The 22,995-nt window shown below is 62.8% G+C and carries 23 protein-coding genes; 9 read left to right on the forward strand and 14 right to left on the reverse strand.

The window, feature by feature from the left end:
* Positions 1 to 20: 20 nt before the first annotated feature.
* The 11 genes from IH404_RS25165 to nrdR all read right to left on the reverse strand — a co-directional run bounded on the left by IH404_RS25165 (position 21) and on the right by nrdR (position 8,198).
* Complete coding sequence (locus tag IH404_RS25165; protein WP_005791837.1) at positions 21 to 806, reverse strand: cobalamin-binding protein; 786 nt, start codon at positions 804 to 806, stop codon at positions 21 to 23.
* Positions 803 to 1,222: a nuclear FMR1 interacting 1 family protein gene (locus tag IH404_RS25170; RefSeq protein ID WP_032803731.1), complete on the reverse strand. Its 420-nt coding sequence runs from the start codon at positions 1,220 to 1,222 to the stop codon at positions 803 to 805. The genes IH404_RS25165 and IH404_RS25170 overlap by 4 nt, the downstream gene beginning before the upstream one ends.
* On the reverse strand, positions 1,219 to 1,836 hold the full coding sequence (gene ribA, locus IH404_RS25175) for a GTP cyclohydrolase II (RefSeq protein WP_005791841.1): 618 nt from the start codon (positions 1,834 to 1,836) through the stop codon (positions 1,219 to 1,221). The genes IH404_RS25170 and ribA overlap by 4 nt, the downstream gene beginning before the upstream one ends.
* 120 nt (positions 1,837 to 1,956) lie before the next feature.
* Positions 1,957 to 2,691 carry a transporter substrate-binding domain-containing protein gene (locus tag IH404_RS25180; RefSeq protein WP_005791842.1) on the reverse strand — a complete coding sequence of 245 codons (735 nt, stop codon included), beginning with the start codon at positions 2,689 to 2,691 and terminating at the stop codon, positions 1,957 to 1,959.
* 54 nt (positions 2,692 to 2,745) lie between these two features.
* Positions 2,746 to 3,711, reverse strand: a complete 966-nt coding sequence (thiL, locus tag IH404_RS25185; protein ID WP_194439345.1) for a thiamine-phosphate kinase — start codon at positions 3,709 to 3,711, stop codon at positions 2,746 to 2,748.
* An 18-nt stretch (positions 3,712 to 3,729) separates the two neighbouring features.
* Positions 3,730 to 4,230 (reverse strand): transcription antitermination factor NusB, encoded by a 501-nt coding sequence (nusB, locus tag IH404_RS25190; RefSeq protein ID WP_005791846.1) that lies wholly within the window; start codon positions 4,228 to 4,230, stop codon positions 3,730 to 3,732.
* Positions 4,227 to 4,703 carry a 6,7-dimethyl-8-ribityllumazine synthase gene (gene ribE / locus IH404_RS25195; protein WP_003194576.1) on the reverse strand — a complete coding sequence of 159 codons (477 nt, stop codon included), beginning with the start codon at positions 4,701 to 4,703 and terminating at the stop codon, positions 4,227 to 4,229. Before ribE ends, nusB begins: the two co-directional genes overlap by 4 nt.
* An 88-nt stretch (positions 4,704 to 4,791) precedes the next feature.
* Positions 4,792 to 5,883, reverse strand: a complete 1,092-nt coding sequence (ribBA, locus tag IH404_RS25200; protein ID WP_003194579.1) for a bifunctional 3,4-dihydroxy-2-butanone-4-phosphate synthase/GTP cyclohydrolase II — start codon at positions 5,881 to 5,883, stop codon at positions 4,792 to 4,794.
* Positions 5,884 to 5,898: 15 nt separating this feature from the next.
* Positions 5,899 to 6,561: a riboflavin synthase gene (locus IH404_RS25205; protein WP_005791849.1), complete on the reverse strand. Its 663-nt coding sequence runs from the start codon at positions 6,559 to 6,561 to the stop codon at positions 5,899 to 5,901.
* 48 nt (positions 6,562 to 6,609) lie between these two features.
* Complete coding sequence (gene ribD / locus IH404_RS25210) at positions 6,610 to 7,737, reverse strand: bifunctional diaminohydroxyphosphoribosylaminopyrimidine deaminase/5-amino-6-(5-phosphoribosylamino)uracil reductase RibD (RefSeq protein ID WP_005791852.1); 1,128 nt, start codon at positions 7,735 to 7,737, stop codon at positions 6,610 to 6,612.
* Entirely contained in the window at positions 7,734 to 8,198 is a 465-nt protein-coding gene (gene nrdR / locus IH404_RS25215; RefSeq protein WP_019818855.1) for a transcriptional regulator NrdR, read from the reverse strand. Before nrdR ends, ribD begins: the two co-directional genes overlap by 4 nt.
* 140 nt (positions 8,199 to 8,338) lie before the next feature.
* Between nrdR and IH404_RS25220 the strand changes: the two genes are divergently transcribed.
* From IH404_RS25220 to trxA, 3 genes are read left to right on the forward strand one after another with little or no spacing between them, the layout of a single operon-like run.
* Positions 8,339 to 8,794 (forward strand): YbaY family lipoprotein, encoded by a 456-nt coding sequence (locus IH404_RS25220; protein ID WP_005791855.1) that lies wholly within the window; start codon positions 8,339 to 8,341, stop codon positions 8,792 to 8,794.
* Positions 8,791 to 9,453 carry a 50S ribosomal protein L11 methyltransferase gene (locus IH404_RS25225; RefSeq protein WP_194439347.1) on the forward strand — a complete coding sequence of 221 codons (663 nt, stop codon included), beginning with the start codon at positions 8,791 to 8,793 and terminating at the stop codon, positions 9,451 to 9,453. Before IH404_RS25220 ends, IH404_RS25225 begins: the two co-directional genes overlap by 4 nt.
* 33 nt (positions 9,454 to 9,486) lie before the next feature.
* Positions 9,487 to 10,359 carry a thioredoxin gene (gene trxA, locus IH404_RS25230; RefSeq protein WP_194439349.1) on the forward strand — a complete coding sequence of 291 codons (873 nt, stop codon included), beginning with the start codon at positions 9,487 to 9,489 and terminating at the stop codon, positions 10,357 to 10,359.
* Here trxA and IH404_RS25235 read toward each other — a convergent pair.
* Positions 10,356 to 10,697: a hypothetical protein gene (locus tag IH404_RS25235; protein ID WP_005791860.1), complete on the reverse strand. Its 342-nt coding sequence runs from the start codon at positions 10,695 to 10,697 to the stop codon at positions 10,356 to 10,358. The genes trxA and IH404_RS25235 overlap by 4 nt on opposite strands.
* Positions 10,698 to 10,825: 128 nt before the next feature.
* Here IH404_RS25235 and IH404_RS25240 point away from each other — a divergent pair, with 128 nt between their 5' ends.
* The 5 genes from IH404_RS25240 to IH404_RS25260 all read left to right on the forward strand — a co-directional run bounded on the left by IH404_RS25240 (position 10,826) and on the right by IH404_RS25260 (position 14,877).
* Positions 10,826 to 11,425, forward strand: a complete 600-nt coding sequence (locus IH404_RS25240) for a DUF2796 domain-containing protein (RefSeq protein WP_005791862.1) — start codon at positions 10,826 to 10,828, stop codon at positions 11,423 to 11,425.
* 148 nt (positions 11,426 to 11,573) lie between these two features.
* Positions 11,574 to 12,284, forward strand: coding sequence for an ABC transporter ATP-binding protein (locus IH404_RS25245; protein ID WP_194439352.1), 711 nt, complete (start codon positions 11,574 to 11,576; stop codon positions 12,282 to 12,284).
* A 1-nt stretch (position 12,285) separates the two neighbouring features.
* Positions 12,286 to 13,551: an ABC transporter permease gene (locus IH404_RS25250; RefSeq protein WP_194439354.1), complete on the forward strand. Its 1,266-nt coding sequence runs from the start codon at positions 12,286 to 12,288 to the stop codon at positions 13,549 to 13,551.
* Positions 13,552 to 13,562: 11 nt separating this feature from the next.
* Positions 13,563 to 14,084: a DUF3299 domain-containing protein gene (locus IH404_RS25255; protein WP_122733053.1), complete on the forward strand. Its 522-nt coding sequence runs from the start codon at positions 13,563 to 13,565 to the stop codon at positions 14,082 to 14,084.
* Between the two features lie 94 nt (positions 14,085 to 14,178).
* Positions 14,179 to 14,877 carry an OmpW family outer membrane protein gene (locus IH404_RS25260; RefSeq protein WP_005791869.1) on the forward strand — a complete coding sequence of 233 codons (699 nt, stop codon included), beginning with the start codon at positions 14,179 to 14,181 and terminating at the stop codon, positions 14,875 to 14,877.
* Between the two features lie 125 nt (positions 14,878 to 15,002).
* On the opposite strand, the gene IH404_RS25265 is transcribed toward IH404_RS25260, so the two are convergent.
* On the reverse strand, positions 15,003 to 15,887 hold the full coding sequence (locus tag IH404_RS25265) for a sugar nucleotide-binding protein (protein WP_005791871.1): 885 nt from the start codon (positions 15,885 to 15,887) through the stop codon (positions 15,003 to 15,005).
* A gap of 167 nt (positions 15,888 to 16,054) precedes the next feature.
* On the opposite strand from IH404_RS25265, the gene IH404_RS25270 reads away from it, so the two are divergent.
* Positions 16,055 to 20,302, forward strand: a complete 4,248-nt coding sequence (locus IH404_RS25270; RefSeq protein WP_194439356.1) for a DEAD/DEAH box helicase — start codon at positions 16,055 to 16,057, stop codon at positions 20,300 to 20,302.
* Between the two features lie 31 nt (positions 20,303 to 20,333).
* On the opposite strand, the gene IH404_RS25275 is transcribed toward IH404_RS25270, so the two are convergent.
* Positions 20,334 to 22,412, reverse strand: a complete 2,079-nt coding sequence (locus tag IH404_RS25275) for a mechanosensitive ion channel family protein (RefSeq protein ID WP_194439358.1) — start codon at positions 22,410 to 22,412, stop codon at positions 20,334 to 20,336.
* Positions 22,413 to 22,995 lie beyond the last annotated feature (583 nt).

A 22,995-nucleotide genomic window follows, 5' to 3' on the forward strand; every position in this document is an offset into this window, starting at 1 on the left:
GCTTGCCTGCGATAGCGGTTTCACAGGTTAGGTGATAAAACCTGACACAACCGCCCCACCGCCTCCAACATCTGCCCACTGGGCCGCTCCAGGCCCTTGTCCGGCACTAATCGCACCCGCGAAGACATCATCGGCCATGCCTTCCACGCATCTCTCTGAGCTTGATCACCCACCAGGATCACCTCGGGATCACGCGCCAGCACCGACTCGATATTGACCTGCGGCGCCGGCAACTTCAGATCATCAAACACATTGCGCGCGCCACACACACTGAGCGCATCGCTGATGATCTGCCCACCACCCACGGTGTACAGCGGTTGGTTCCACACTTGGTAAAACACCCGCAACGGCTCGGTTCGCTGGTAGCGCTGGCGCAACTCGGCCAAGCGCTGGCGTAGTTGTGCAGCGAGCTGGCGCCCTGCCTCAGCTCGGCCCAATTGCTCGGCAATGGCCTGGACCTGAGTAGTCAGTTGCTCAAGGCTATGGGGCTCGGCGACATACACCGGGATATTCAACCGCTGAAGCTGCTCACGCTGGGCCGGGCCGACGCTGCCGGGCCACAGCAGGATCAGGTCGGGCTTCAGGCTGAGCAGACGCTCCATATCCAGTTGGCCGTAATGCCCGACCGACGCAACCGTTGCCAGTGCCGTTGGCCGCTCACCACCATCAAGCACGCCTGCCAATAGGTCAGCAGCACCCAGTTCAACGACGATTTCAGACAGCGACGGCGCCAGGCTGACGACACGTTCGACCGACCACACCGGCGTACTGACCACCAGCAGCAGCGCCAGCCAGTAGCGCTTCATCCCAACTGACGCGGGATGCGATAGAGGTAAAACAGCACCAGCGTCGACAGGGCCAAGAGAAACAGGGGCACCGCTTCCAGGCCGACGAACACCGCGAGCGCACCGATCCAGGCCGGTAACGCAGCCACCAGCAAGGCCGTGCGGCGACGAGCCGCGAGGGTGATCCAGGCAGCGGGTTCTTCAGGGGTATCGAGGGCTTTGGAAGTGGCGATCAGCGCATGTTTATAGCCGTGAAAATAACGCAGGCTGAGAAACATCGAGGCCACCCCGGCAATAAAGAACGGCATGGCCAGCACGGGCAGCAGGGGTTCAGCCCGGCCAAACAGCAGATTGATCACGAACAGGGGCAGCAATGCCAACGCCAGGTACTGCCACCAGTTGAAGGACAACCGCCGTTTCACCTGGCCGCGAGTCACGCGCGGTCGACCTCGCCCTGGTGCTCGTTGCCCATCATATGGTCGAGCTTGCTGGCTTTGGTCGCCAGGTAGAGCTTGTTGTGCGGATTGTGCCCGGTGTGCAGCGGCACGCGCTCGGCCACGGTGATGCCCATCTCGGTCAAGGCTTTGACCTTGCGCGGGTTGTTGGTCATCAGGCGCAGGGATTTGACCCCCAGGTGCTCAAGCATCGGCAGACAGATGGCGTAGTCGCGCTGGTCGGCGGCAAAGCCCAGGCGCTCGTTGGCTTCCACGGTGTCGGCGCCGCCATCTTGCAGTTCGTAGGCGCGGATCTTGTTCAACAAACCAATGCCACGGCCTTCCTGACGCAAGTACAGCAGCACGCCACGGCCTTCACGGGCGATGGCTTGCAAAGCGGCTTCCAGTTGCGAGCCGCAGTCACAGCGCTGGCTGAACAGCGCATCGCCGGTCAGGCACTCGGAATGCACGCGCCCCAGCACCGGCGCGCCATCCGTGATGTCGCCGAGGCTGAGCACAACGTGTTCGCGCCCGGTGGCTTCTTCAAGAAAGCCGTTCATGGTGAACGTGGCAAAAGGGGTAGGCAGCTTGGAAGCGGCGACGAAAACGACGGGCACCGTGTGCTCCTGATTTCAGATTTCACAGAGGCGGCCATTGTAACAGCAGGTTCCTACAGACGCTTAAGCTGAATTATCGCTGATAAAGATCAATAGGTTCGATTGGCCTTCGCGTCAGTTCTATGGGCCCGGAAACGGATACGGCTGTTTCCAGCGCGCAAAAGTCGCTTTGAGCTCGCCGGTCTTGACCAGGGCGGCCAAACGCTGGTCATACACCGCCATCAACGCCCTGCCGCGCTCGGTATCGGCAAAGGCTATGTAGAGCGGCAACTCGGCGATATGCGTAAGTTTGAACAGCGCCGGGTCTTGCGCCTGGCTGAGTACATACTTGGCTTCAGTGAGGGCATCGATATAGAAATCGGCGCGACCGTATTGCAGCATCGGCAGGATACCGTCGCGCCGTTCGATCTGGTTGAAGCGGCGCACATTGGGCAGGTATTGCTCGTACTTGTAGCCACGCACCCAGGCCAGGCGGTAGTCGCCCAGCGTCGCCTGTGTCGGCGTAGGCGCAGTGGCGAGCCCAAGGGCATAAACGTGGTCGGCGTCGAAGTTCCAGCGGGGGTACAACACTCCGCTGACTTCATTGCGATAGGTGCCGACGCATCCATCCACCTCGCCACGCTGGGCCAGGCCGACCGAGCGGGTGTAGGGCTCGCTGCGGGTCTGCAGGGTGATGCCTACCGGCTCGAAGATCTGGCGCACCACGTCCCAGGCCAGGCCGCTGCCATCTTTATTGGTGTAGTCGTTCCACTCTTCGCTGGCCAGCATGACCTTGCCGGGCACCGACGCCTCATCCGCCTGAAGTACAGAGGTAAAGGCACACAGAGCGATCAGCAGCCAGCAGCGCACGACCATAGTGACGGCTTCCTACATGGTAATCATCAGATAAAGGGTAGCGCAGGACGCTGGCTACGGGGTCTCGCGAAAATGCTGATAGCCGCGCACGGCTGGCGTGATGTCCTGACCATGGGCATCGAGCAGGGTCACGCCCAGCCCCGCTTCGACCCGACCGATCACGTGAATCGGCCAGCCGCCCGCTCGCAAAGGCGCCAAGGCGGATATCGGCAAGGTAAATGCCAGCACGTAGTCATCGCCCCCGCTCACCGCCGCGACGCGGGCCTGATCCTCGCCGACGAATGTCAGCAAGGCTGTGGATAAAGGCAACCTGTGACGTTCGATCACCAGGCTGACCGCCGAAGCCTTGGCGATATGCCCACAATCGGCCAGCAGCCCGTCGGAGATATCCATGGCCGCGCTCGCCTTGCCCCGCAACGCCAGCCCCAGGGCCAACTGCGGTTGCGGCGACCAGTAATGTGCCAGCAGCGGCTCGGCGACTGCCGCATCCGCCGTGCGTTGGCCCAGGACCAATGGCAAAGCGCCAGCGGCATTGCCCAGTTCGCCGCCCACACACAGCAGGTCACCCGGCTGCGCACCACTGCGCGTCAACGCCTGCCCGGCCGGTACGCGGCCAAATACGGTCAGGGTCAGGCTCAGTGGCCCTCGGGTGGTATCGCCGCCCACCAAGCCCACGCCGCAACGTTGCGCCATGGCGTTCAGGCCTTGGGCATAGCATTGCAGCCAATCGGCATCAACGGTCGGCGTGGTCAGGGCAAGGGTAAACGCGAGGGGGTTGGCGCCCATGGCGGCCAGGTCGCTCACCGCCACGGCCAGCGAGCGCTGGCCGAGCAGGTACGGGTCACAGGGGTCGGCAAAATGCACGCCGGCCACCAGCGTATCGGTAGAGACCGCCAGTTGCTCTCCGGCGGGCAGCGCCAGCAAGGCACAGTCGTCGCCGATCCCCAGGGCAATGCCATCGCCGCCTTGCGCACAGGGCGCGGCGGCGAAGTACTTGCGGATCAGCTCGAACTCGCCCATGCGGGACTCAAGCGCAGATTAGCGCTTGTGTTCCTTCACTTCGGCTTCACGCAGGCGCGGGGCCAGCTTGTCGAGCACGCCGTTGACGAACTTGTGACCGTCGGTCGAACCGTAGACTTTCGCCAGTTCGATGCCTTCGTTGATCACCACGCGGTACGGTACGTCAACGCGCTTGAGCAGCTCCCAGGTGGACAGGCGCAGTACCGCCAGCTCAACCGGGTCCAGCTCTTCGAGGGTCAGGTCCAGGCATGGCGACAGCGCAGCATCGATCTCGGTCATGTTGGCCGGAACACCGTGCAGGATGTCGTGGAAGTAGCTCTGGTCAGCAAAGGTGAAGTCGTTATCGACGCGAAATTGCGCTTCGATCTCGTTCAGCGAAGTGCCAGCCATATGACGCTGATACAGCGCCTGGGTGGCGAGCTGACGGGCCGCACGGCGCTTTTCGCTTTTCGAAGGCTTGCCGGCATCGGCTGGACGCTCGTCACGCGGGTTGAAACGATCGCTTTCGTCGGAAATCACTTGGCCTCCAACTGCGACAGCAGGCTGACCATTTCCAGCGCGGACAAGGCAGCTTCAGCGCCCTTGTTACCGGCTTTGGTGCCGGAACGCTCGATGGCTTGCTCGATGGAATCAACGGTCAGTACGCCGAAAGCGACTGGCACGCCGAACTCCATGGACACCTGGGCCAGGCCCTTGGTGCATTCGCCGGCTACGTATTCGAAGTGCGGGGTGCCGCCACGAATGACCGCGCCCAGGGCGATGATCGCCGCGTATTCACCCTGCTGAGCAACTTTTTGCGCAACCAGTGGAATTTCGAAGGCGCCAGGGGCGCGGATAAGGGTGATATCGCTCTCGCTCACACCGTGGCGAACCAGGGCGTCAACTGCACCGCTTACCAGGCTTTCAACCACGAAGCTGTTGAAGCGGCCAACCACCAGGGCATAGCGGCCTTTGGGGGCGATGAAGGTACCTTCGATGGTCTTCAGGGTCATTCGACAAATCTCTTAAAGAGCCGGGACGCGAAAAGTGCGTCCCTCAGTGATGATTTAACCGCGAACAAGGGGCAAAAATCGCCGGCCTTTATTCGGAGGGCACGTATTCTACAACTTCCAGGTCGAATCCGGATATCGCATTAAATTTCATCGGTGCGCTCATCAGGCGCATTTTGCGAACGCCCAGGTCGCGCAGGATCTGCGAACCGGCACCGACGATGCTGTAGGTGGTCGGTTTTTTCACCGGCACGGCGTCGGCGGTTTCGCGGATGTGCGCCAGCAATACGTCACCGTCCAGCGGGTGACCGAGCAACAGCACCACACCGCTGCCAGCCTCGGAAACCGCGGCCATGGCGGCGCGCAGGCTCCAGCGGCCGGGTTGCTTGACCATCAACAGGTCGCGCAGAGGGTCCATGTTGTGCACCCGCACCAGGGTCGGCTCTTCGGCGCAAATGTTGCCCAGGGTCAGGGCCATATGCACGTCGCCTTCCACCGAATCACGGTAGGTCACCAAATTGAATTGGCCCAGTTCGCTGTCCAGCGGCTGCTCGGCAATCCGCTGAACGGTACGTTCGTGGATCATGCGGTAGTGGATCAGGTCGGCAATGGTGCCGATCTTGAGGTTGTGTTCGGCGGCAAAGGCTTCCAGTTCAGTGCGACGGGCCATGGTGCCGTCATCGTTCATCACTTCGCAGATCACCCCACTCGGCTCGAAACCGGCCATGCGCGCCAGGTCGCAGGCGGCTTCGGTGTGACCGGCGCGAGCCAGGGTGCCACCCGGTTGAGCCATCAGCGGGAAGATGTGACCGGGGCTGACGATGTCTTCGGCCTTGGCATCTTTGGCGGCGGCGGCTTGCACGGTACGGGCGCGGTCAGCGGCGGAGATACCGGTGGTGACGCCAGTGGTGGCTTCAATCGATACCGTGAACTTGGTGCCGAAACCCGACCCATTGCGCGGCGCCATCAACGGCAGCTTGAGCAACTCGCAGCGTTCGCGGCTCATGGGCATGCAGATCAAACCACGGGCGTGCTTGGCCATGAAGTTGATGTGCTCAGGCTTGCACGCCTCGGCGGCCATGATGATGTCGCCTTCGTTCTCGCGATCTTCGTCATCCATAAGGATGACCATCTTGCCTTGGCGGATGTCTTCAACCAGTTCTTCGATGCTATTGAGCGCCACGCGGCACCCCCTTGGTCAGGATTTCAGGTAGCCGTTAGCGGCCAGAAAACTTTCGGTGATATTGCCTGATGCAGGCTCTGCGGCCTTTTCGCCCAGCAACAGGCGCTCCAGGTAACGGGCAAGCAAGTCCACTTCCAGGTTCACCCGGCGCCCCGGCTGGTAGGAGGCCATGATGGTTTCGCTGAGGGTGTGGGGAATGATGGTCAGTTCAAATTCGGCGCCATTGACGGCGTTCACGGTCAGGCTGGTGCCATCAACGGTAATCGAACCCTTGTGGGCAATGTACTTGGCCAGCTCTTTGGGCGCACGAATGCGAAATTCCACGGCGCGTGCGTTTTCACTGCGGGCCACCACTTCGCCGACACCGTCGACATGGCCGCTGACCAGATGACCGCCCAGGCGCGTGGTCGGCGTCAGGGCTTTTTCCAAGTTGACCGGGCTGCCAGCCTTGAGGTCGTTCATCGCGGTGCAGTCCAGGGTTTCCCGGCTGACGTCGGCGGCAAAGCCGTTGCCCGGCAGCTCAATAACGGTCAGGCACACGCCGCTGACGGCGATACTGTCACCCAGCTTGACGTCGCCGAGGTCCAGCTTGCCGGTTTCAACCAGCAGGCGCACGTCGCCGCCTTTGGGGGTCATTGCACGGATGCTGCCGATGGATTCGATAATGCCGGTGAACATTTCGCTCTCCTGAAAACGAGGGGCTGACGCTTAAGCGCAGGCCGGGAATTATACGCTCGCTGTCGGGACGGGAATGGCAGTGACTCGCCAGTCGTCGCCTACAGCGCGCATGTCAGTGATCTTGAGTTGGGGCGCGTCGACCAGCTTCTCAAGCGGCCAGTCCAGTAACGGCCGGGCAGCGGAGCCGAGGAACTTGCCGGCGATGAATATGACGTACTCATCCACCAGACCCTGCTGGGCAAACGCGCCCGCCAGGCTCGGGCCCGCTTCCACCAGCACATCGTTGACGCCACGGGCGGCCAATGCCACCAGCGCCGAGCGCAGGTCGACCTGGCCCTCCACGCCTGGTACCACCAGGCACTCTGGGCCACGGGGGAACTGGTTCTCCGGGGTTACGCAGGTGATGACCAGTGCCGGGCCTGCCTTGAAGAAGGGTGCATTGAGCGGCACGCGCAAGCGGCCGTCGATCAACACGCGCAGCGGCGGGCGCGACATGGCCAGGGCGGTGGTTTGTTCATCCAGGCCCAACTCAGCGGCGCGCACAGTCAAGCGGGCGCCGTCGGCCAGCACCGTATCGGCACCGGTCAACACCACACTCGCCTCGGCACGCAGACGTTGGACGGCGGCGCGGGCAGCGGGGCCGGTGATCCATTGGCTTTCGCCGCTGGCCATCGCCGTGCGGCCGTCCAGGCTCATGGCCAGCTTGACCCGCACGAACGGCAAACCGTGCTCCATGCGCTTGAGGAACCCCGGGTTAAGCGCCCGCGCCTCAGCTTCCAGCACGCCGCTGCGCACCTCGATACCCGCCTGGGCCAGGCGCTGCATGCCCCGCCCGGCCACTTCCGGGTTCGGGTCCTGCATACCTGCCACCACCCGCACCACACCGGCGCTCACCAGTGCATCGGCGCACGGCGGCGTACGGCCATGGTGGCTGCACGGCTCCAGCGTCACGTACACCGTCGCGCCGCGGGCCTTTTCACCGGCGGCGCGCAGGGCATTCGGCTCGGCATGGGGCTCGCCGGTGCGCTCATGCCAGCCTTCGCCGACAATCTGCCCGTCACGCACTATCACGCAGCCCACCCGTGGATTGGGGTGGGTGGTGTACAGGCCCTTGCGCGCCAATTCGAGGGCACGCGCCATGTAATGGGCGTCGAGGACTGCCTGTTCAGACGTCATTGTTTGGAGGGCTCACGGGCCAGGCGGTCGATTTCTTCGCGGAACTCATTGAGGTCCTGGAAGCGTCGATACACCGAGGCAAAACGGATATAGGCGACTTCGTCGAGCTTTTGCAGTTCGCCCATCACCAACTCGCCGACCACCAGGCTCTTGACCTCGCGCTCGCCGGTCGCCCGCAACTTGTGCTTGATATGCACCAGCGCCGCTTCCAGGCGCTCGACACTCACCGGGCGTTTTTCCAGGGCGCGCTGCATACCGGCGCGCAGTTTTTCTTCGTCGAAAGGCTGGCGGCTGCCGTCGGACTTGATCAGACGGGGCAATACCAGTTCGGCGGTTTCGAAGGTGGTGAAACGTTCACCACAGGCCAGGCATTCGCGCCGGCGACGCACTTGATCGCCCTCGGCGACCAGACGCGAGTCAATGACCTTGGTGTCGTTGGCACCGCAGAAGGGACAGTGCATGGTTGGCAGGCAACAAAAAATGGGAGGGCCATGGTAGCGCATCCCCGTCGCAAGACAAGCCATAGCCTTTACGGTATATAGGCAGGCTTATATGTTTGATATTTTTTAAGCCACGGATTTTGTCCTTTCTGGAGCCGTACATGCAGTTACGACCACTCGTTCTACTCACGCTGTTCAGTTTTCTGGTCGCCTGCAGCAGCGAAGCCCCCAAACCGGCCGCGCCTCAACCGACACCGGCACAAGAGAAAAAAGTCCCGGGTATTGAAGACCTCGGCCCCCTGCCCGCCTATCAACGGGAAATCAGCGGCAGCCTGACCAACGTGCCCGCCGGCGCCGAAGTCGAGATGGCGCTGCTGGTGATCGACGACCGTTCGCGCCCGCAGCAACTGCTCGCCAGCAGCGTGCTGAGCGGCAATGGCAAGCCTCTGGCCTTCCGCCTGCGCTTCAACCCTGAAGCCTTCCCGGCCGGTGCACGCGTTGAATTGCGTGGCCGCGCCAGCCAGTCCGGCCAGTTGATCCTGCACCTGCCCGCCGTGCGCGTCACCCAGGCGATCACCCAGAGCACCGGCCCCCTGCAACTCGTCAAGGCGCCATGACGCCACCGCTGCACCTGCAGCGCGCCTTGAGCGAGTTGATCGGCGACGCGCAATTGGTGCCCTGCCCGCTGCCGGGCACCGACTTGTCGCTGTGGCTGCTCGATGCCGACAATATGGACCGCGCCTTCAGCCAGGAAGAAACCCGGCGCATCCTGCATGAGCCGCCCTACTGGAGCTTTTGCTGGGCCAGCGGCCTGGCGTTGGCGCGCTACCTGGCGGCGCATCCCGAGTGGGTCGCCGGCAAACGCGTGCTGGATTTCGGTGCCGGCTCCGGCGTGGCCGGGATTGCCGCCGTAAAGGCGGGGGCCCTGGAAGTAGTGGCTTGTGACCTGGACCCGCTGGCCCTGGCGTCTTGCCGCGCCAACGCCGAACTCAATGCGGTGGAGCTGGGCTATTGCGCCGACTTCTTCGCCGAAGCCGACCGTTTTGACTTGATCCTGGTGGCCGACGTGCTTTACGACCGCGCCAACCTTCCGTTGCTCGATCAATTCCTCAGCCGTGGCCGCGAAGCGCTGGTGGCGGATTCGCGGGTGCGGGACTTCCAACACCCGCGTTATCAACGGCTGGAGGTTCTGGACGCGTTGACCCTGCCAGACCTGGCCGAGCCTTGGGAGTTTCGCAAGGTGAGTCTGTACCATTCGCGGCGCCAGCCCTTATAGTTGCCCCCATTCCCGCTTTATTCGAGACGCCCCATGAGTGAGCCCACGCCGTACATCTTCGACGTCACCACCGCCAACTTCGACCAGGCGGTGATTCAGAATTCTTTTGAAAAACCTGTGCTGGTGGACTTCTGGGCCGAATGGTGTGCGCCATGCAAGGCGCTGATGCCGATGCTGGCGCAGATTGCCGAGAGCTATCGCGGCGAGTTGCTGTTGGCCAAGGTCGATTGCGAGGCCGAACAGGACATCGTCGCGCGTTTCGGCATTCAAAGCCTGCCGACGGTGGTGCTGTTCAAGGATGGCCAGCCGGTGGACGGGTTTGCCGGTGCGCAGCCGGAGTCGGCAGTGCGGGCGATGCTGGAACCCCATGTGCAGATGCCACCACCGGCTGCGGCGGATCCGCGGGAACAGGCCCAGGCGTTGTTCAGCGAAGGGCGCATCAGTGAAGCTGAAGGGCTGCTGGTGGCGCTGTTGGGCGAAGACAACACTAACGCCCCCGCGTTGATCCTGTACGCACGCTGCTTGGCCGAACGCGGCGAATTGGGCGAAGCCCAGGCCGTGCTTGACGCTGTCAAAAGCGACGACCACAAGGCCGCCCTGGCCGGGGCCAAGGCGCAGATCACCTTCCTGCGCCAGGCCGCAGACTTGCCGGACACCGCCGATCTGAAGAGCCGCCTGGCACAGAACCCGCAGGACGACGAAGCGGCCTATCAGTTGGCGATCCAGCAACTGGCGCGCCAGCAGTACGATGCTGCACTGGAAGGTTTGCTCAAGTTGTTTACCCGCAACCGCAGCTACAGCGAAGGCTTGCCGCACAAGACATTGCTGCAGGTGTTCGAATTACTGGGCAATGAGCACCCGCTGGTCACGGTGTACCGCCGCAAATTGTTTGCCGCGTTGTACTAATCACCGATCCAACGGTACAGCGGCGTATCCCCGCCGCTGCTCACCTTGACCTTGGCGCTATGACGCAGGCGTACCAACAGGCGCTTGCCCGCGCCCGCATCGCCTGCCAACCCTTCCAGTTGATCGAGTAATTCCAGACCGTTGAGCTGCCCTGCCTTGCGCAGCACCTCCTGGGCGCTCTGCCATAGGTCGTCGTTCTGTTTGACCGGCGCCGCGGTTGGCGCACTGGGCGTTGGGGTGGCCTGAAGCTGTGCGCCCAAGCGCGCCCAATCGCCGTCGTCCAGTTCCAGGGTCAAGTCCACCGGCAGGTCGCCGATGGTTCCACGAATTCGCAACATCGCTGTACTCCTGCATTTTTCTGACCGTCATGCTCCCATGCAGCTTGCGCAACACCAAGCAGGCGGTCAAACTCTCGGCTCTATTGTTATAAGATCACATAACAAAACTTTCATTCTGGAGCCCTCCCATGCGCCGTTTGCTGCTTGCTTTGCCGTTCGCCCTGCTGCCACTGGCTGTTGCCCACGCTCATGAAGAGCATGACCACGAGCACGGCAGCCTCGGCGTCCATGAACACGGGGTCGGCCGTCTCAATGCCGTGCTGGATGGCAAGGCCCTTGAGCTTGAACTGGACAGCCCGGCCATGAACCTGGTGGGTTTCGAGCATGTAGCGACCAGCGCCGCCGATAAAGCCAAGGTCGCCGGTGTACGCAAACAACTGGAGAACCCGTTGGCCCTGTTCAACCTGCCCAAGGCCGCAGGGTGTGTGGTCAGCAGCCAGGAACTCAATAGCCCGCTGTTCGGTGACAAACCAGAAGCCGACCATGACGACGATGACCACGCCACCGACGGCAAAGGCGCCGCCGCCCACGAGCACCATCACGACCACAGCGAAATCCACGCCCATTACCAATTCACCTGTGCTACGCCGACGGCGCTGAGCAACCTCGATCTGAGCCAAGTGTTCAAGACCTTCCCTGCGACGCAGAAAATTCAGGTACAACTGATCGGCCCAAGCGGTCAGCAAGGTGTTGACGCGACGGCCACCGCCGCCACCCTGAAGTTCTGACTTGAAAGCACAGTCCATGTGGGAGCTGGCTTGCCTGCGATACTGGCAACGCGGTGCAGCAGGCACACCGTAGCGATGCCATCGCAGGCAAGCCAGCTCCCACAGTGGATCGGCGCCATTTTCGACTACCAGGCGACACTGACTTCCCATGACTCAAGCGTTAATCGAACTGTCCGACCTGGGCTTCAACTGGCCCGGTCACCCGCAGTTGCTGGACATCCCCGCGTTCCGCCTGGAACCCGGGGAAACCCTGTTCCTCAAGGGCCCGAGCGGCAGTGGCAAGACCACACTGCTGGGGCTGCTGGGGGGCGTGCAGAAACCCAGCCAGGGCAGCATCCGCCTGCTGGGGCAGGAGCTGACCGAACTCTCGGCCGGCGCCCGTGATCGTTTCCGTGTGGACCACACCGGCTACATCTTCCAGCAGTTCAACCTGCTGCCGTTTCTATCGGTGCGCGAAAACGTCGAGTTGCCTTGCCACTTTTCCAGGCTGCGCGCGCAGCGGGCCAAGCAGCGCCATGGCAGTGTCGACCAGGCAGCCGCGACCCTGCTCGCGCACCTGGGCTTAAAGGATAAGGACTTGCTGGAGCGCCGCGCCGACTCGCTGTCTATCGGCCAGCAACAACGGGTGGCCGCTGCCCGTGCATTGATTGGCCAACCGGAACTGGTAATCGCCGACGAGCCCACCTCGGCCCTGGACTATGACGCCCGCGAAGCGTTCATCCAGTTGCTGTTCGCTGAATGCCGTGAAGCTGGCGCCAGCCTGTTGTTTGTCAGCCATGACCAGAGCCTGGCGTCACTGTTCGACCGCAACCTGTCACTGGCCGAACTCAATCGCGCCGCCACGCCCGCAGAGGTTTGAGATGTATCTGTTTCGTCTAGCTATGGCCAGCCTCGCTAACCGCCGCTTTACTGCGATCCTCACTGCCTTCGCCATCGCGCTTTCCGTGTGCTTGTTGCTGGCGGTGGAGCGCGTGCGTGTCGAGGCGCGCAACAGTTTTGCCAGCACCATCAGCGGTACCGACCTGATCGTCGGGGCACGTTCGGGCTCGGTCAACCTGCTGCTGTATTCGGTGTTTCGCATCGGCAACGCCACCAACAACATCCGCTGGGACAGCTTTGAGCATTTCGCCGCCAGCCCCCAGGTGAAATGGGCCATTCCGATTTCCCTCGGCGACTCCCATCGCGGTTACCGCGTGATGGGCACCAACGAATCCTACTTCGAGCATTACCAGTACGGGCGCAAGCAAAACCTCGAACTGGCCAGCGGCCGCGCCTTTGCCACCGACCCGTTTGAAGTGGTGCTCGGCGCCGAAGTCGCCGACGCCCTGCATTACAAGCTCGGCGACAAGTTGGTACTCGCCCACGGCGTGGCGGTAGTCAGCCTGGTCAAGCACGACGACAAACCCTTCACCGTGGTCGGCATCCTCAAGCGTACCGGTACGCCGGTAGATCGCACGTTGCACATCAGCCTGGGTGGCATGGAGGCGATCCATGTCGACTGGCACAACGGTGTGCCGGCCCAGGGCAAAGGCCGCATCAGCGCCGACCAGGCGCGCAATATGGACCTGACGCCGCAAGCCATCACCGCGTTCATGCTCGGCCTGAACAACAAGATTTCCACCTTCGCCCTGCAACGAGATATCAATGAATTCCGTGGCGAGCCGATGCTGGCGATCCTGCCGGGCGTGGCGCTGCAAGAACTGTGGAGCATGATGGGCACCGCCGAGAAAGCCTTGTTCGTGATCTCGCTGTTCGTGGTGCTGACCGGCTTGATCGGCATGCTCGCGGCGATCCTCACCAGCCTCAACGAGCGCCGCCGCGAGATGGCGATTCTGCGTTCGGTGGGTGCACGCCCCTGGCATATCGCGAGCCTGCTGATCTTCGAAGCCTTCGCCCTGGCCTTGTCCGGTGTGGTAGCAGGCGTGGGCCTGCTGTATGTCTGCATCGCCGCCTCCCGTGGTTACTTGCAGGCCAACTACGGGCTGGACCTGCCGATGTCCTGGCCGAGCGAATATGAATGGACCCTGCTGGCGGGTATCCTCGCTGCAGCGCTGTTGATGGGCAGCGTGCCCGCGTGGCGCGCCTATCGACAATCTTTGGCCGATGGCCTGTCCATCCGTTTATGAGGAAGGCTTCGATGCGTCGTGCCCTGTTTGCCCTGTTGCTGTTGACGGCCGTACCCGTGTGGGCGGATGAACAGCCCAAGGACCTGTCCTGGCAGGAAATGATCCCGCCGGATGCGCCACCGGAAGTGCCTAATATGAAGCCGCTGCACGACCTGTCAAACATGGCCGATGCCTTGTCCGTCGAGGCGGCGCCGGCGGCCAAGCAGGATCTGCCCAACGCGCCGGTGGTGCAGAGCCTCGACGGCCAGCACATCCGCCTGCCGGGGTATATCGTGCCACTGGAAGTCAGCGAAGAAGGCCGCACCACCGAGTTTCTGCTGGTGCCGTATTTCGGCGCGTGCATCCATGTGCCGCCACCGCCGTCGAACCAGATCGTGCATGTGAAAAGTGAAGTCGGGGTGAAACTCGATGAGCTGTACCAGCCGTACTGGATCGAAGGCGCGATGCAGGTCAAGCCGTCGTCGAGTGAACTGGCCGACGCCGGTTACCAGATGGAGGCCGAGAAGATTTACATGTACGAGCTGCAGGAGTAGCGCTGATCACCCTTTCATTGAGCTGAGTCAAAAGACCGAACGGAACGATCTTTACCATTGGACGTACAACTTTTAAACGTCCTTTGGAGCTCCCATGAACAAGTCTCTGCTCGGCGCGTCCCTCTTCGCGCTCGCCCTCGTCGCCCCGGTCGCACACGCTCACCAGGCGGGCGATATTCTGGTGCGTGCCGGTGCAATCACCGTCAACCCGGAGGCCGACAGCGGCAAGGTCAAGGTTGACCAGGGCCCGCTGGCCGGCACCAACCTGGGCGGCAAGGCGACCATGAGCAGCGACACCCAACTGGGCTTGAACTTCGCCTACATGATCACCGACCACGTCGGTATCGAATTGCTGGCCGCTACACCGTTCGAGCATGACGTGAAACTCAAGAACACCGCACTGGGCGCCGCCAACGGCAAGCTCGGCTCGCTCAAGCACCTGCCGCCGACCCTGAGCGTCGTGTACTACCCGCTGGACAACAAGTCGGCATTCCAGCCGTACGTGGGCGCCGGTATCAACTACACCTGGATCTACGACGAACACGTCGGCGGTCGCGCTCAACAAGCCGGCTTCAGCAACTTCAAGGCCGAAAACTCCTGGGGCTGGGCCGCACAGATCGGCGCCGACTACATGATCAACGACAACTGGATGATCAACGCCCAGGCGCGCTACATCGACATCAGCACCAAGGCGACTGTGGATAACAATGCGCTGGGCCAGGGCACTCGGGCCAAGGTCAATGTGGACGTGGATCCGATGGTTTACATGGTGGGTATTGGCTACAAGTTCTAAGCAACACTGCATAACCCATGTGGGAGGGGACTTGCTCCCGATAGCAGAGTGTCAGTCAACAGATTCATGGACTGACCCATCGCTATCGGGAGCAAGCCCCCTCCCACATTTGGTTTTGTAGCGTGTCAGCTGTGGCGGTAGAACCGGTCCAGCAACGCCGGAAGCCCCGCCCGCCATGCCCTGGGCTTGATGCCGAAGGTATGCAGGATTTTCTTGCAGGCCAGCACCGCGTGCTGCGGTTCCTCTGCCGCATCCGGCCGGGCCGCATGGGCCTGGGCAGTCGGCGACTCGATCGCCAGCGGGTGGAAGTTGCGCGCTTCGGTCAGAATCGCCTGGCCCAGCGCCAACGGCGTAGTCGCCTCATGCCCGGCGTAATGATAGGTGCCCCAGAGCGGCGCCGCGCAATCAAGCTGCTTGAGCACCGAGATAATCACCCGTGCGGCATCGTCTACCGGCGTCGGGTTGCCACGACGGTCGTCGGCCATCAGTAGTTCATCGGGCTTTTCGGCCCGGGCCAGGAACCGCCCGAGCGTGCCGTCGACACTGTCATCGAGCAACCAGCCAAATCGCAGCAGCACATGTTGCGGGCAAGTGGCGCGCACGCTCTGCTCGATACGCCACAACGCCTGGCCGCGCAGGCCCAGGGGCACCGGCTCGTCTTTTTCGCTGTAGGCGGTGGCGCGGGAACCATCGAACACCCGGTAGCTGGACGGTTGCAGCAGCGTGATGCTGTGGTGCTGGCACAATTCAGCCAGGCGTTCGATGGCGAACTCCTGGGCGGCCAAGCGGGTTTCGCTCACGGTTTCGGCCTGGAACCAGTCGAAATAGTAGGCGAGGTTGATCAATGCATCGGGACGGGTGTCGTCGAGCAATTGGGTAAGGCTCGCGGCATCCCAGCCGTCTTGGGGCGGTTTGGGGGCGAGGAAACCGATGTCTTCCTCTGCACCGAGGCGAATCAGCGCCTGCCCGAGGGCATTCCCGCCGCCCAGTAACATAAGGCGCATTCGCATAGATTGAGCAGGCCCGGTCTGTTTGGAACGATGGTTATTATCGACAGGCGTGTGCGCCTTGCCGTAGGTAGTTGCCAGAATCGTTGCATTTTGCGGGTTTGTAGCGCAACCGTCACGGATAAAGTACGTGTTTGCAACTTGTTGGAGCAGGTGGCATCAATCACTTCATGAACCTTCCCGAATCAACGGCCAGCGCACTGGACGGTTTTCACCCCGCCGTCAGTGCCTGGTTTTGCAGCACCTTCCCCTCGGTGACCGGCGCCCAGGCCCAGGCGTGGCCGCTGATCCGCCAGCGGCGGTCAACGCTGATCGCCGCGCCCACCGGCTCGGGCAAGACCTTGACGGCCTTTTTGGCGGTACTCGACGATTTGGTCCACCAAGGCCTGGCCAACGGCGGGCAACTGCCGGACGAGACCCTGGTGGTGTATGTGTCACCGCTCAAGGCGCTGTCCAACGACATCCAGATCAACCTGCAGAACCCGCTGGCCGGCATTACCGAGCAACTTGAAAAGCTCGGCCTGCCGCCGCTGGTGATCCGCACCGCCGTACGCACCGGCGACACCCCGCAAAAAGACCGCGCACAGATGCGCAAGCGCGCGCCGCATATCCTGGTGACCACGCCCGAATCTCTGTATGTGCTGCTGGGTTCGGATTCCGGCAGACACATGCTCGCCAGCACGCGCACGGTGATCGTCGATGAGATCCATGCCATCGCCGCCGGCAAGCGCGGCAGCCACCTGGCCTTGAGCCTGGAGCGCCTGCAAGCGCTGTGCGCCGAGCCATTGACCCGTATCGGCCTGTCAGCCACGCAAAAACCCATCGAAGCGGTCTCGCGGTTTTTAGTCGGCACCGACCGTAAGTGTGCCATCGTCGACATCGGCCATGCGCGCCCACGGGACCTGGATATCGAAGTGCCGCCAGTGCCGCTCTCGGCGGTGATGGCCAACGATGTGTGGGCCCTGGTCTATGACCGCCTCGCGCAATTGGCCCGCGAACACCGCACCACGCTGATTTTCGTCAACACCCGGCGCCTGGCCGAACGCCTGGCCCGGCATCTGAGCGAGCGGCTGGGCAAGACCGCCGTGGCCGCCCACCATGGCAGCCTGGCCAAGGAACTGCGCCTGGACGCCGAGCAACGGCTCAAGGCCGGCGAACTGCAAGTGCTGATCGCCACCGCGTCCCTGGAGCTGGGCATCGATATTGGCGAGGTGGATCTGGTCTGCCAGATCGGCTCACCCGGCTCGATCAATGGCTTTTTGCAACGCGTCGGCCGCTCCGGGCACCAGGTCGGCGGTACGCCCAAAGGGCGCCTGTTTGCCACCACCCGTGACGACTTGATCGAATGCGCCGCGTTGCTCGACTGCGTACGCCGTGGCGAGCTGGATACCTTGCATATTCCAGTGGCGCCGCTGGACGTGCTGGCCCAGCAGATCATTGCCGAAGTCAGCGCCCGTGAATGGCCGGAACAGGCGCTGCTGGCGCTTGTCCGCCGCGCTGCGCCCTACGCCGAGCTGGATGAGCGCCACTACCAGGCCCTGTTGCAGATGCTCAGCGAGGGCTACAACGGCCGCCAGGGTATCCGCAGCGCCTACCTGCACCGTGACGCCGTGACCCACACCCTGCGCGGCCGCCGCGGTGCCAGGCTCACCGCCGTCACCAGCGGTGGCACCATCCCGGACAACGCCGACTACAGCGTGTTGCTGGAGCCCCAGAGCCTGAACATCGGCAGCGTCAACGAAGACTTCGCGGTGGAAAGCATCGCCGGCGACATCTTCCAACTCGGCAATACCTCTTACCGCATCCTGCGGGTCGAAGCGGGCAAGGTGCGCGTCGAGGATGCCCATGGCCAACCGCCGACCATCCCGTTCTGGCTGGGCGAAGCGCCCGGGCGCAGCAACGAGTTGTCGGTGGCCGTGGCGCGCTTGCAAGGGCAGATCGACAGCTTGCTGGGTGCCACGCCCGGCGACCTGCAACCGGCCCTCGACTGGCTCACCGGCACCCTGGGCCTGCATCGTGCCAGCGCCGAACAACTGCTGGATTACCTGGCCCGGTCGCGCCAGGCCTTGAGCGCCCTGCCCTCCCGGGACACGTTGATCATGGAGCGGTTTTTCGACGCATCCGGCGGCACCCAGTTGATCATCCACACGCCGTTTGGCAGCCGCATCAACCGCGCCTGGGGCCTGGCGTTGCGCAAACGTTTTTGCCGCACCTTCAACTTCGAGCTGCAAGCGGCGGCCAGCGAAAACGCCATCGTGCTGTCGCTGTCCACCAGCCACAGTTTTGCCTTGGATGAGGTGTGGCGTTACCTCAACAGCAACAGTGCTGAACACCTCCTGATCCAGGCCGTGCTGGATGCGCCGCTGTTCGGCGTGCGCTGGCGCTGGAATGCCGGCGTGGCCCTGGCGTTGCCGCGTTACACCGGCGGGCGCAAGGTGGCGCCGCAGATCCAGCGCATGAAGAGCGAAGACCTGATCGCCAGCGTCTTTCCGGACCAGATCGCCTGCCTGGAAAACCTCGCCGGCGAGCGCGAAATCCCCCATCACCCACTGGTGGAACAAACCCTCGACGATTGCTTGCATGAAGCCATGGACAGTGAAGCCTGGCTGGCACTGCTGCGGCGCATGGAACGCGGTGAAGTCCGATTGATCAGCCGCGACCTGCCAGCCCCTTCGCCCATGGCCGCGGAAATTCTCAGCGCCAAGCCCTACACCTTTCTCGACGACGCCCCGCTGGAAGAGCGCCGCACCCAGGCCGTACTCAACCGACGCTGGAGCGACCCGCAGAGCACCGACGACCTGGGCGCACTGGATGCCGAGGCCATCGCCGGCGTTCGCGAAGAAGCCTGGCCCGCGCCCAATGGCGTGGATGAAATGCATGAAGCGCTGATGAGCCTGGCGTGCATCGCAGCCCCTGAAGTTGCGCCGCAATGGGCCGCATGGCTGCACGCCTTGGCCAAGGCCGGGCGAGCCTGTCAGTTGCACAACGGCATGTGGGTCGCCGTTGAGCGCTTGAGTTGCTTGCAGGCGCTCTACCCTAACGATTTGCCACTGCTGCCCGGGTTCGACGAGCCCTGGGAGTTTGACGAAGCACTGTTAGAAGTACTGCGTGCGCGCCTCAGTGGTTTTGGCCCGTTGAACCTGGTCGAAATCGCTGCCCCCCTGGCGCTGCCCGTGGCGGCAATCACTCAGGCCCTGGCGCGCCTGGAGCAGGAGGGCTACGTACTGCGCGGGCACTTCAGCCCCGGGGCCACGCAGGAACAATGGTGCGAACGTCACTTGCTGGCGCGCATTCATCGCTACACGGTCAAGCGCCTGCGCCGGGAGATCGAGCCGGTGGCATTGCAGGATTTCATGCGCTTTCTGTTCGATTGGCAGCACCTGTCCGACAGCACCCGCGGCCAGGGCAGCGCCGTATTGCCGCAGATAGTCAGCCAACTCGAAGGCTATGCCGCCGCCACGTCGGCCTGGGACACTGACCTGCTCAGCGCGCGCATCAAGGATTATTCATCGACCTGGCTCGATGACCTGTGCCGCAGCGGCAAGCTGGTATGGACGCGCTTAAGCAACAAGGCCGGCGCCATGGCGTTGCGCAGCACCCCGGTGGTTTTGCTCCCCCGTAGCCAGGTAGCGTTGTGGAGCGGGCTGACCGAGCCCACCGACAGCACCACGCTGTCGCCCAAGGCGCAGAAAGTCCACTCGTCCCTGCGCGAACACGGCGCCTTGTTTTTTGATGAACTGGTGCACGAGGCCCACCTGCTGCGCAGCGAGCTGGAGACAGCCTTGCAGGAACTGGTAGGCGCCGGCCTGGTGAATGCCGACAGCTTCGCCGGGCTGCGCGCCCTGACCACGCCCGCCAGCAAACGCCAGGCCCGCAGCAGTCGACGTGGGCGCGGGGCGTTTGTCGGCGGCATGGATGATGCCGGTCGCTGGGCCTTGGTCCGCCGTTCCGCCAGCGCCGCCGGCCCACATTCGGCCGAGACCCTGGAGCATGTGGCGATGACCCTGCTGCGCCGTTACGGCGTGGTGTTCTGGCGCTTGCTGGAGCGCGAGGCGGATTGGTTGCCGAGCTGGCGTGAATTGCTGCGCACCTTCCATCGGCTGGAGGCACGCGGGGAGATTCGTGGCGGGCGGTTTGTCAGTGGGTTGGCGGGCGAACAGTTTGCGTTGCCGGAGGCGATACCCTTGCTGCGCGAGGTGCGGCGGCGGGCACATGACGGGAGCTTGATCGCGGTGTGCGGGGCGGATCCATTGAACCTTGTGGGCACGCTGCTACCGGGGGCCAAAGTGCCGGCGGTGAGCGGTAATCGGATTGTATATCGCGACGGGCTGCCGGCGGCGGTGATGGTCGCCGGCAAGCAGCAGGTGTTGCTGGAGATGGATCAGCAGGCAGTGCAGGAGAAGTTGATCAGGCGCTGACCTCCCGATGGGGCCGGAACAGCCACTCTCATCATTGCGGCCTGGTTTGCTCGGCCTCCGGCTCATCCTCCTGCGCCACACGCTTGGGCAACAACACCTGCTGTGGATAAGTCTGCGCGAAGTGCACCTCATCACAGTTATCCACAAGCTTCTTCAAGCGCTGATTGAACGCCCGGCTCACCGCATATTGCCCACCCGATACCGTGCGGAATTGCGCCGTGAGCACCACGCCATTGAGGTCCATCTTGTCCACGCCGAACACTTCCAGTGGCCCTTGCAGGTTGTACTTGAGGAACACGTCGTCACGAATCGACTGGCCTGCTTCACGGATCAGCTCCACGGCCTTGTCCACGTCGGTGTCGTAGGTGAACTGCACCGAGAAGAACGCATAGGCGAATTGGCGCGACTGGTTGGTGACCGCCTTGATCTGCCCGAACGGTACCGAATGCACAAAGCCCTTGCCGTCGCGCAGGCGCAGGGTGCGGATGGTCAGGCCCTCGACGGTACCGGCGTGGCCGGAATCGAGCACCACCCAGTCGCCGATCGAGAGCGTGTCTTCGATGATGATAAACAGGCCGGTGATCACGTCCTGCACCAGCTGCTGGGAGCCAAAACCAATCGCCAGGCCGACCACCCCCGCACCCGCGAGTAACGGCGCGACGTTGATGCCCAGATTGGCCATGGTGGTGATCGCACAGATAACCACCAGAATGATTTTCACCGCATTACGCAGCAGCGGCAGGATGGTTTTGACCCGCGTACTGGGCTGGCGGCTGGAGCGTTTGATCACCGGGGGCTTGAGCGCTTCCTGAATCGCCGTATCGAGCACCACCCAGAACAGCCACGTCATCAGCAGGATCAGGCCGATACTGCTGAGGGAATCGCTGATCGCCCGGCCCACTGAGTTGCGCTGGGCAAACTCGAACAGCGACACGCCCCAGATACGCCCCAGTATCTCGATAAAAGCGATGGCCATCACAATGCGCAATATCGCGTGCAACAGGCTGAGAAAGCGCTCCTTGTAGGCACTGCTGCGCTGTATCGCCACTTGGCTGCGCGACTTGAACAAGTGTTGCAGCACCGTGCTGAGAAACACCGTGCCGATCAGCAGGATGGTGGTCAACAAGGCACAGCGCAGGGCCTTTTGATTATCGTCGCCGGCACCGATCAAGTTGATCGCCGAGACCAGTACCATCAACAGGATCGGCCAGTACCACAGCCCGGAAAATACCCGCAGCGATTGCTGCAACGCCGGATGCTTAAGGCGCTGCGCCAACGGCCGGTTACGAATCAAATGCGCCACCGGGCGACGCAGGCGAACCACCAGCACACCGAAGATCACCGTCGCAAACAGCCCGGTAAACACCGCAACACTGCTGGTGATGTTGCCGCCCAGCTGCCGGGCGATCTGCGGGCTGGTGAGCGCGTCGCTGAGGGCGGCAAGGAAGCCGATCAGGAACAGCGGTTTGGGGCAATAGTCGCGAATGATCTGCACCGCCGGGCGCTTGTGGCCGACATTGAACATGACGATCACGCACAGCAGCATGGAGGTGGAAAAAATGCCGCTACTGGTGGCGTAGGCAAAACACAGCGCCAGTGCCCGTCCTACGGAAGAGGCGAGAAAATGGCTGACATACAGCGTCAATGGCAGGCAGATAACCGCAGGGATGGTGTAAGGCACTACATACCCCAGCACGCCCAGCAAGCGGGCCCGACGGCGGAAAAAGGCGCGCAGGCTCAAGCGCCGCACGATAAAGCGCCCCAGTAACGTCAGCAGCGCAAAAGCACCCACCCAAACGGCGGATAACAGCAGGAAATCCCCGGCCACACTCCATGGCGAGCGTGCGGCGGTCTGGTCGACCAGCCGCCCGACTTCATTCGCGGCCCGGTCGGCCCGCAGGCGCCACTCGTCGATAAAGTTCTGGTTCAGATCGAGCTTCTGCTGCACATCATCAATGCTGGAACTGATGGCCCCGAGCAGGCCGCCCTCCACCAGCAACTCGGGCTTGGCCGCCGCGTCGGGCTCAGGCGCGGTGGCCGCGGCTTGCAATGCGCCGCTGCCGCAGAACAGCAGCGCCCCTAGCAGTAATGCAGTCTTTAAATTCAGCAAAACAGCGGGCTCCTTCAGAAGGGTCTGTAAGGAACTGACGGGTTTGAGCCTTGATCGTTCCCTGCGTTTACGGGCATGTGATTCAAATTGTGGGAGGGGGCTTGCCCCCGATAGCAGGCTGTCAGTCAACAACTTCATGACTGATGCACCGCTATCGGGGCATGGGTATCTACACAACTTTGGCATGGCCCTGAACCTGTGGCGAGGGAGCTTGCTCCCGTGGCGGCCTGACAGCCACCGACTATCTAAATGATGCGACGCGATCCAAATGTGGGAGCTGGCTTGCCTGCGAAGGCGGCCTGACAGCCGACCAGGATGTTGGATCAGACCGAGTACATATCCGTTGCTGCGGTAACGGCCGCTTATGGTTTCGCTCTTACAGCGACTCACTTTTGGAGAGGCCCAAAAGTAAGCAAAAGGCCTTCGCCCCACCACTCGGCACCTCGCTCAGGCTCGGTGTGCCCGTAATCCGCCATGGATTTGGGGGGCCGCCGCCACGCGCCATCCATGGCGCGGGGCGGCTAAACCGGCATCCCTGCCGGTTTACCCCCCAAATCCCTGTCGAATTCCGGCCAGCGTGGTT

The sequence above is a fragment of the Pseudomonas sp. OST1909 genome, assembly GCF_015277575.1.
Taxonomy (GTDB): Bacteria; Pseudomonadota; Gammaproteobacteria; order Pseudomonadales; family Pseudomonadaceae; genus Aquipseudomonas; species Aquipseudomonas synxantha_A.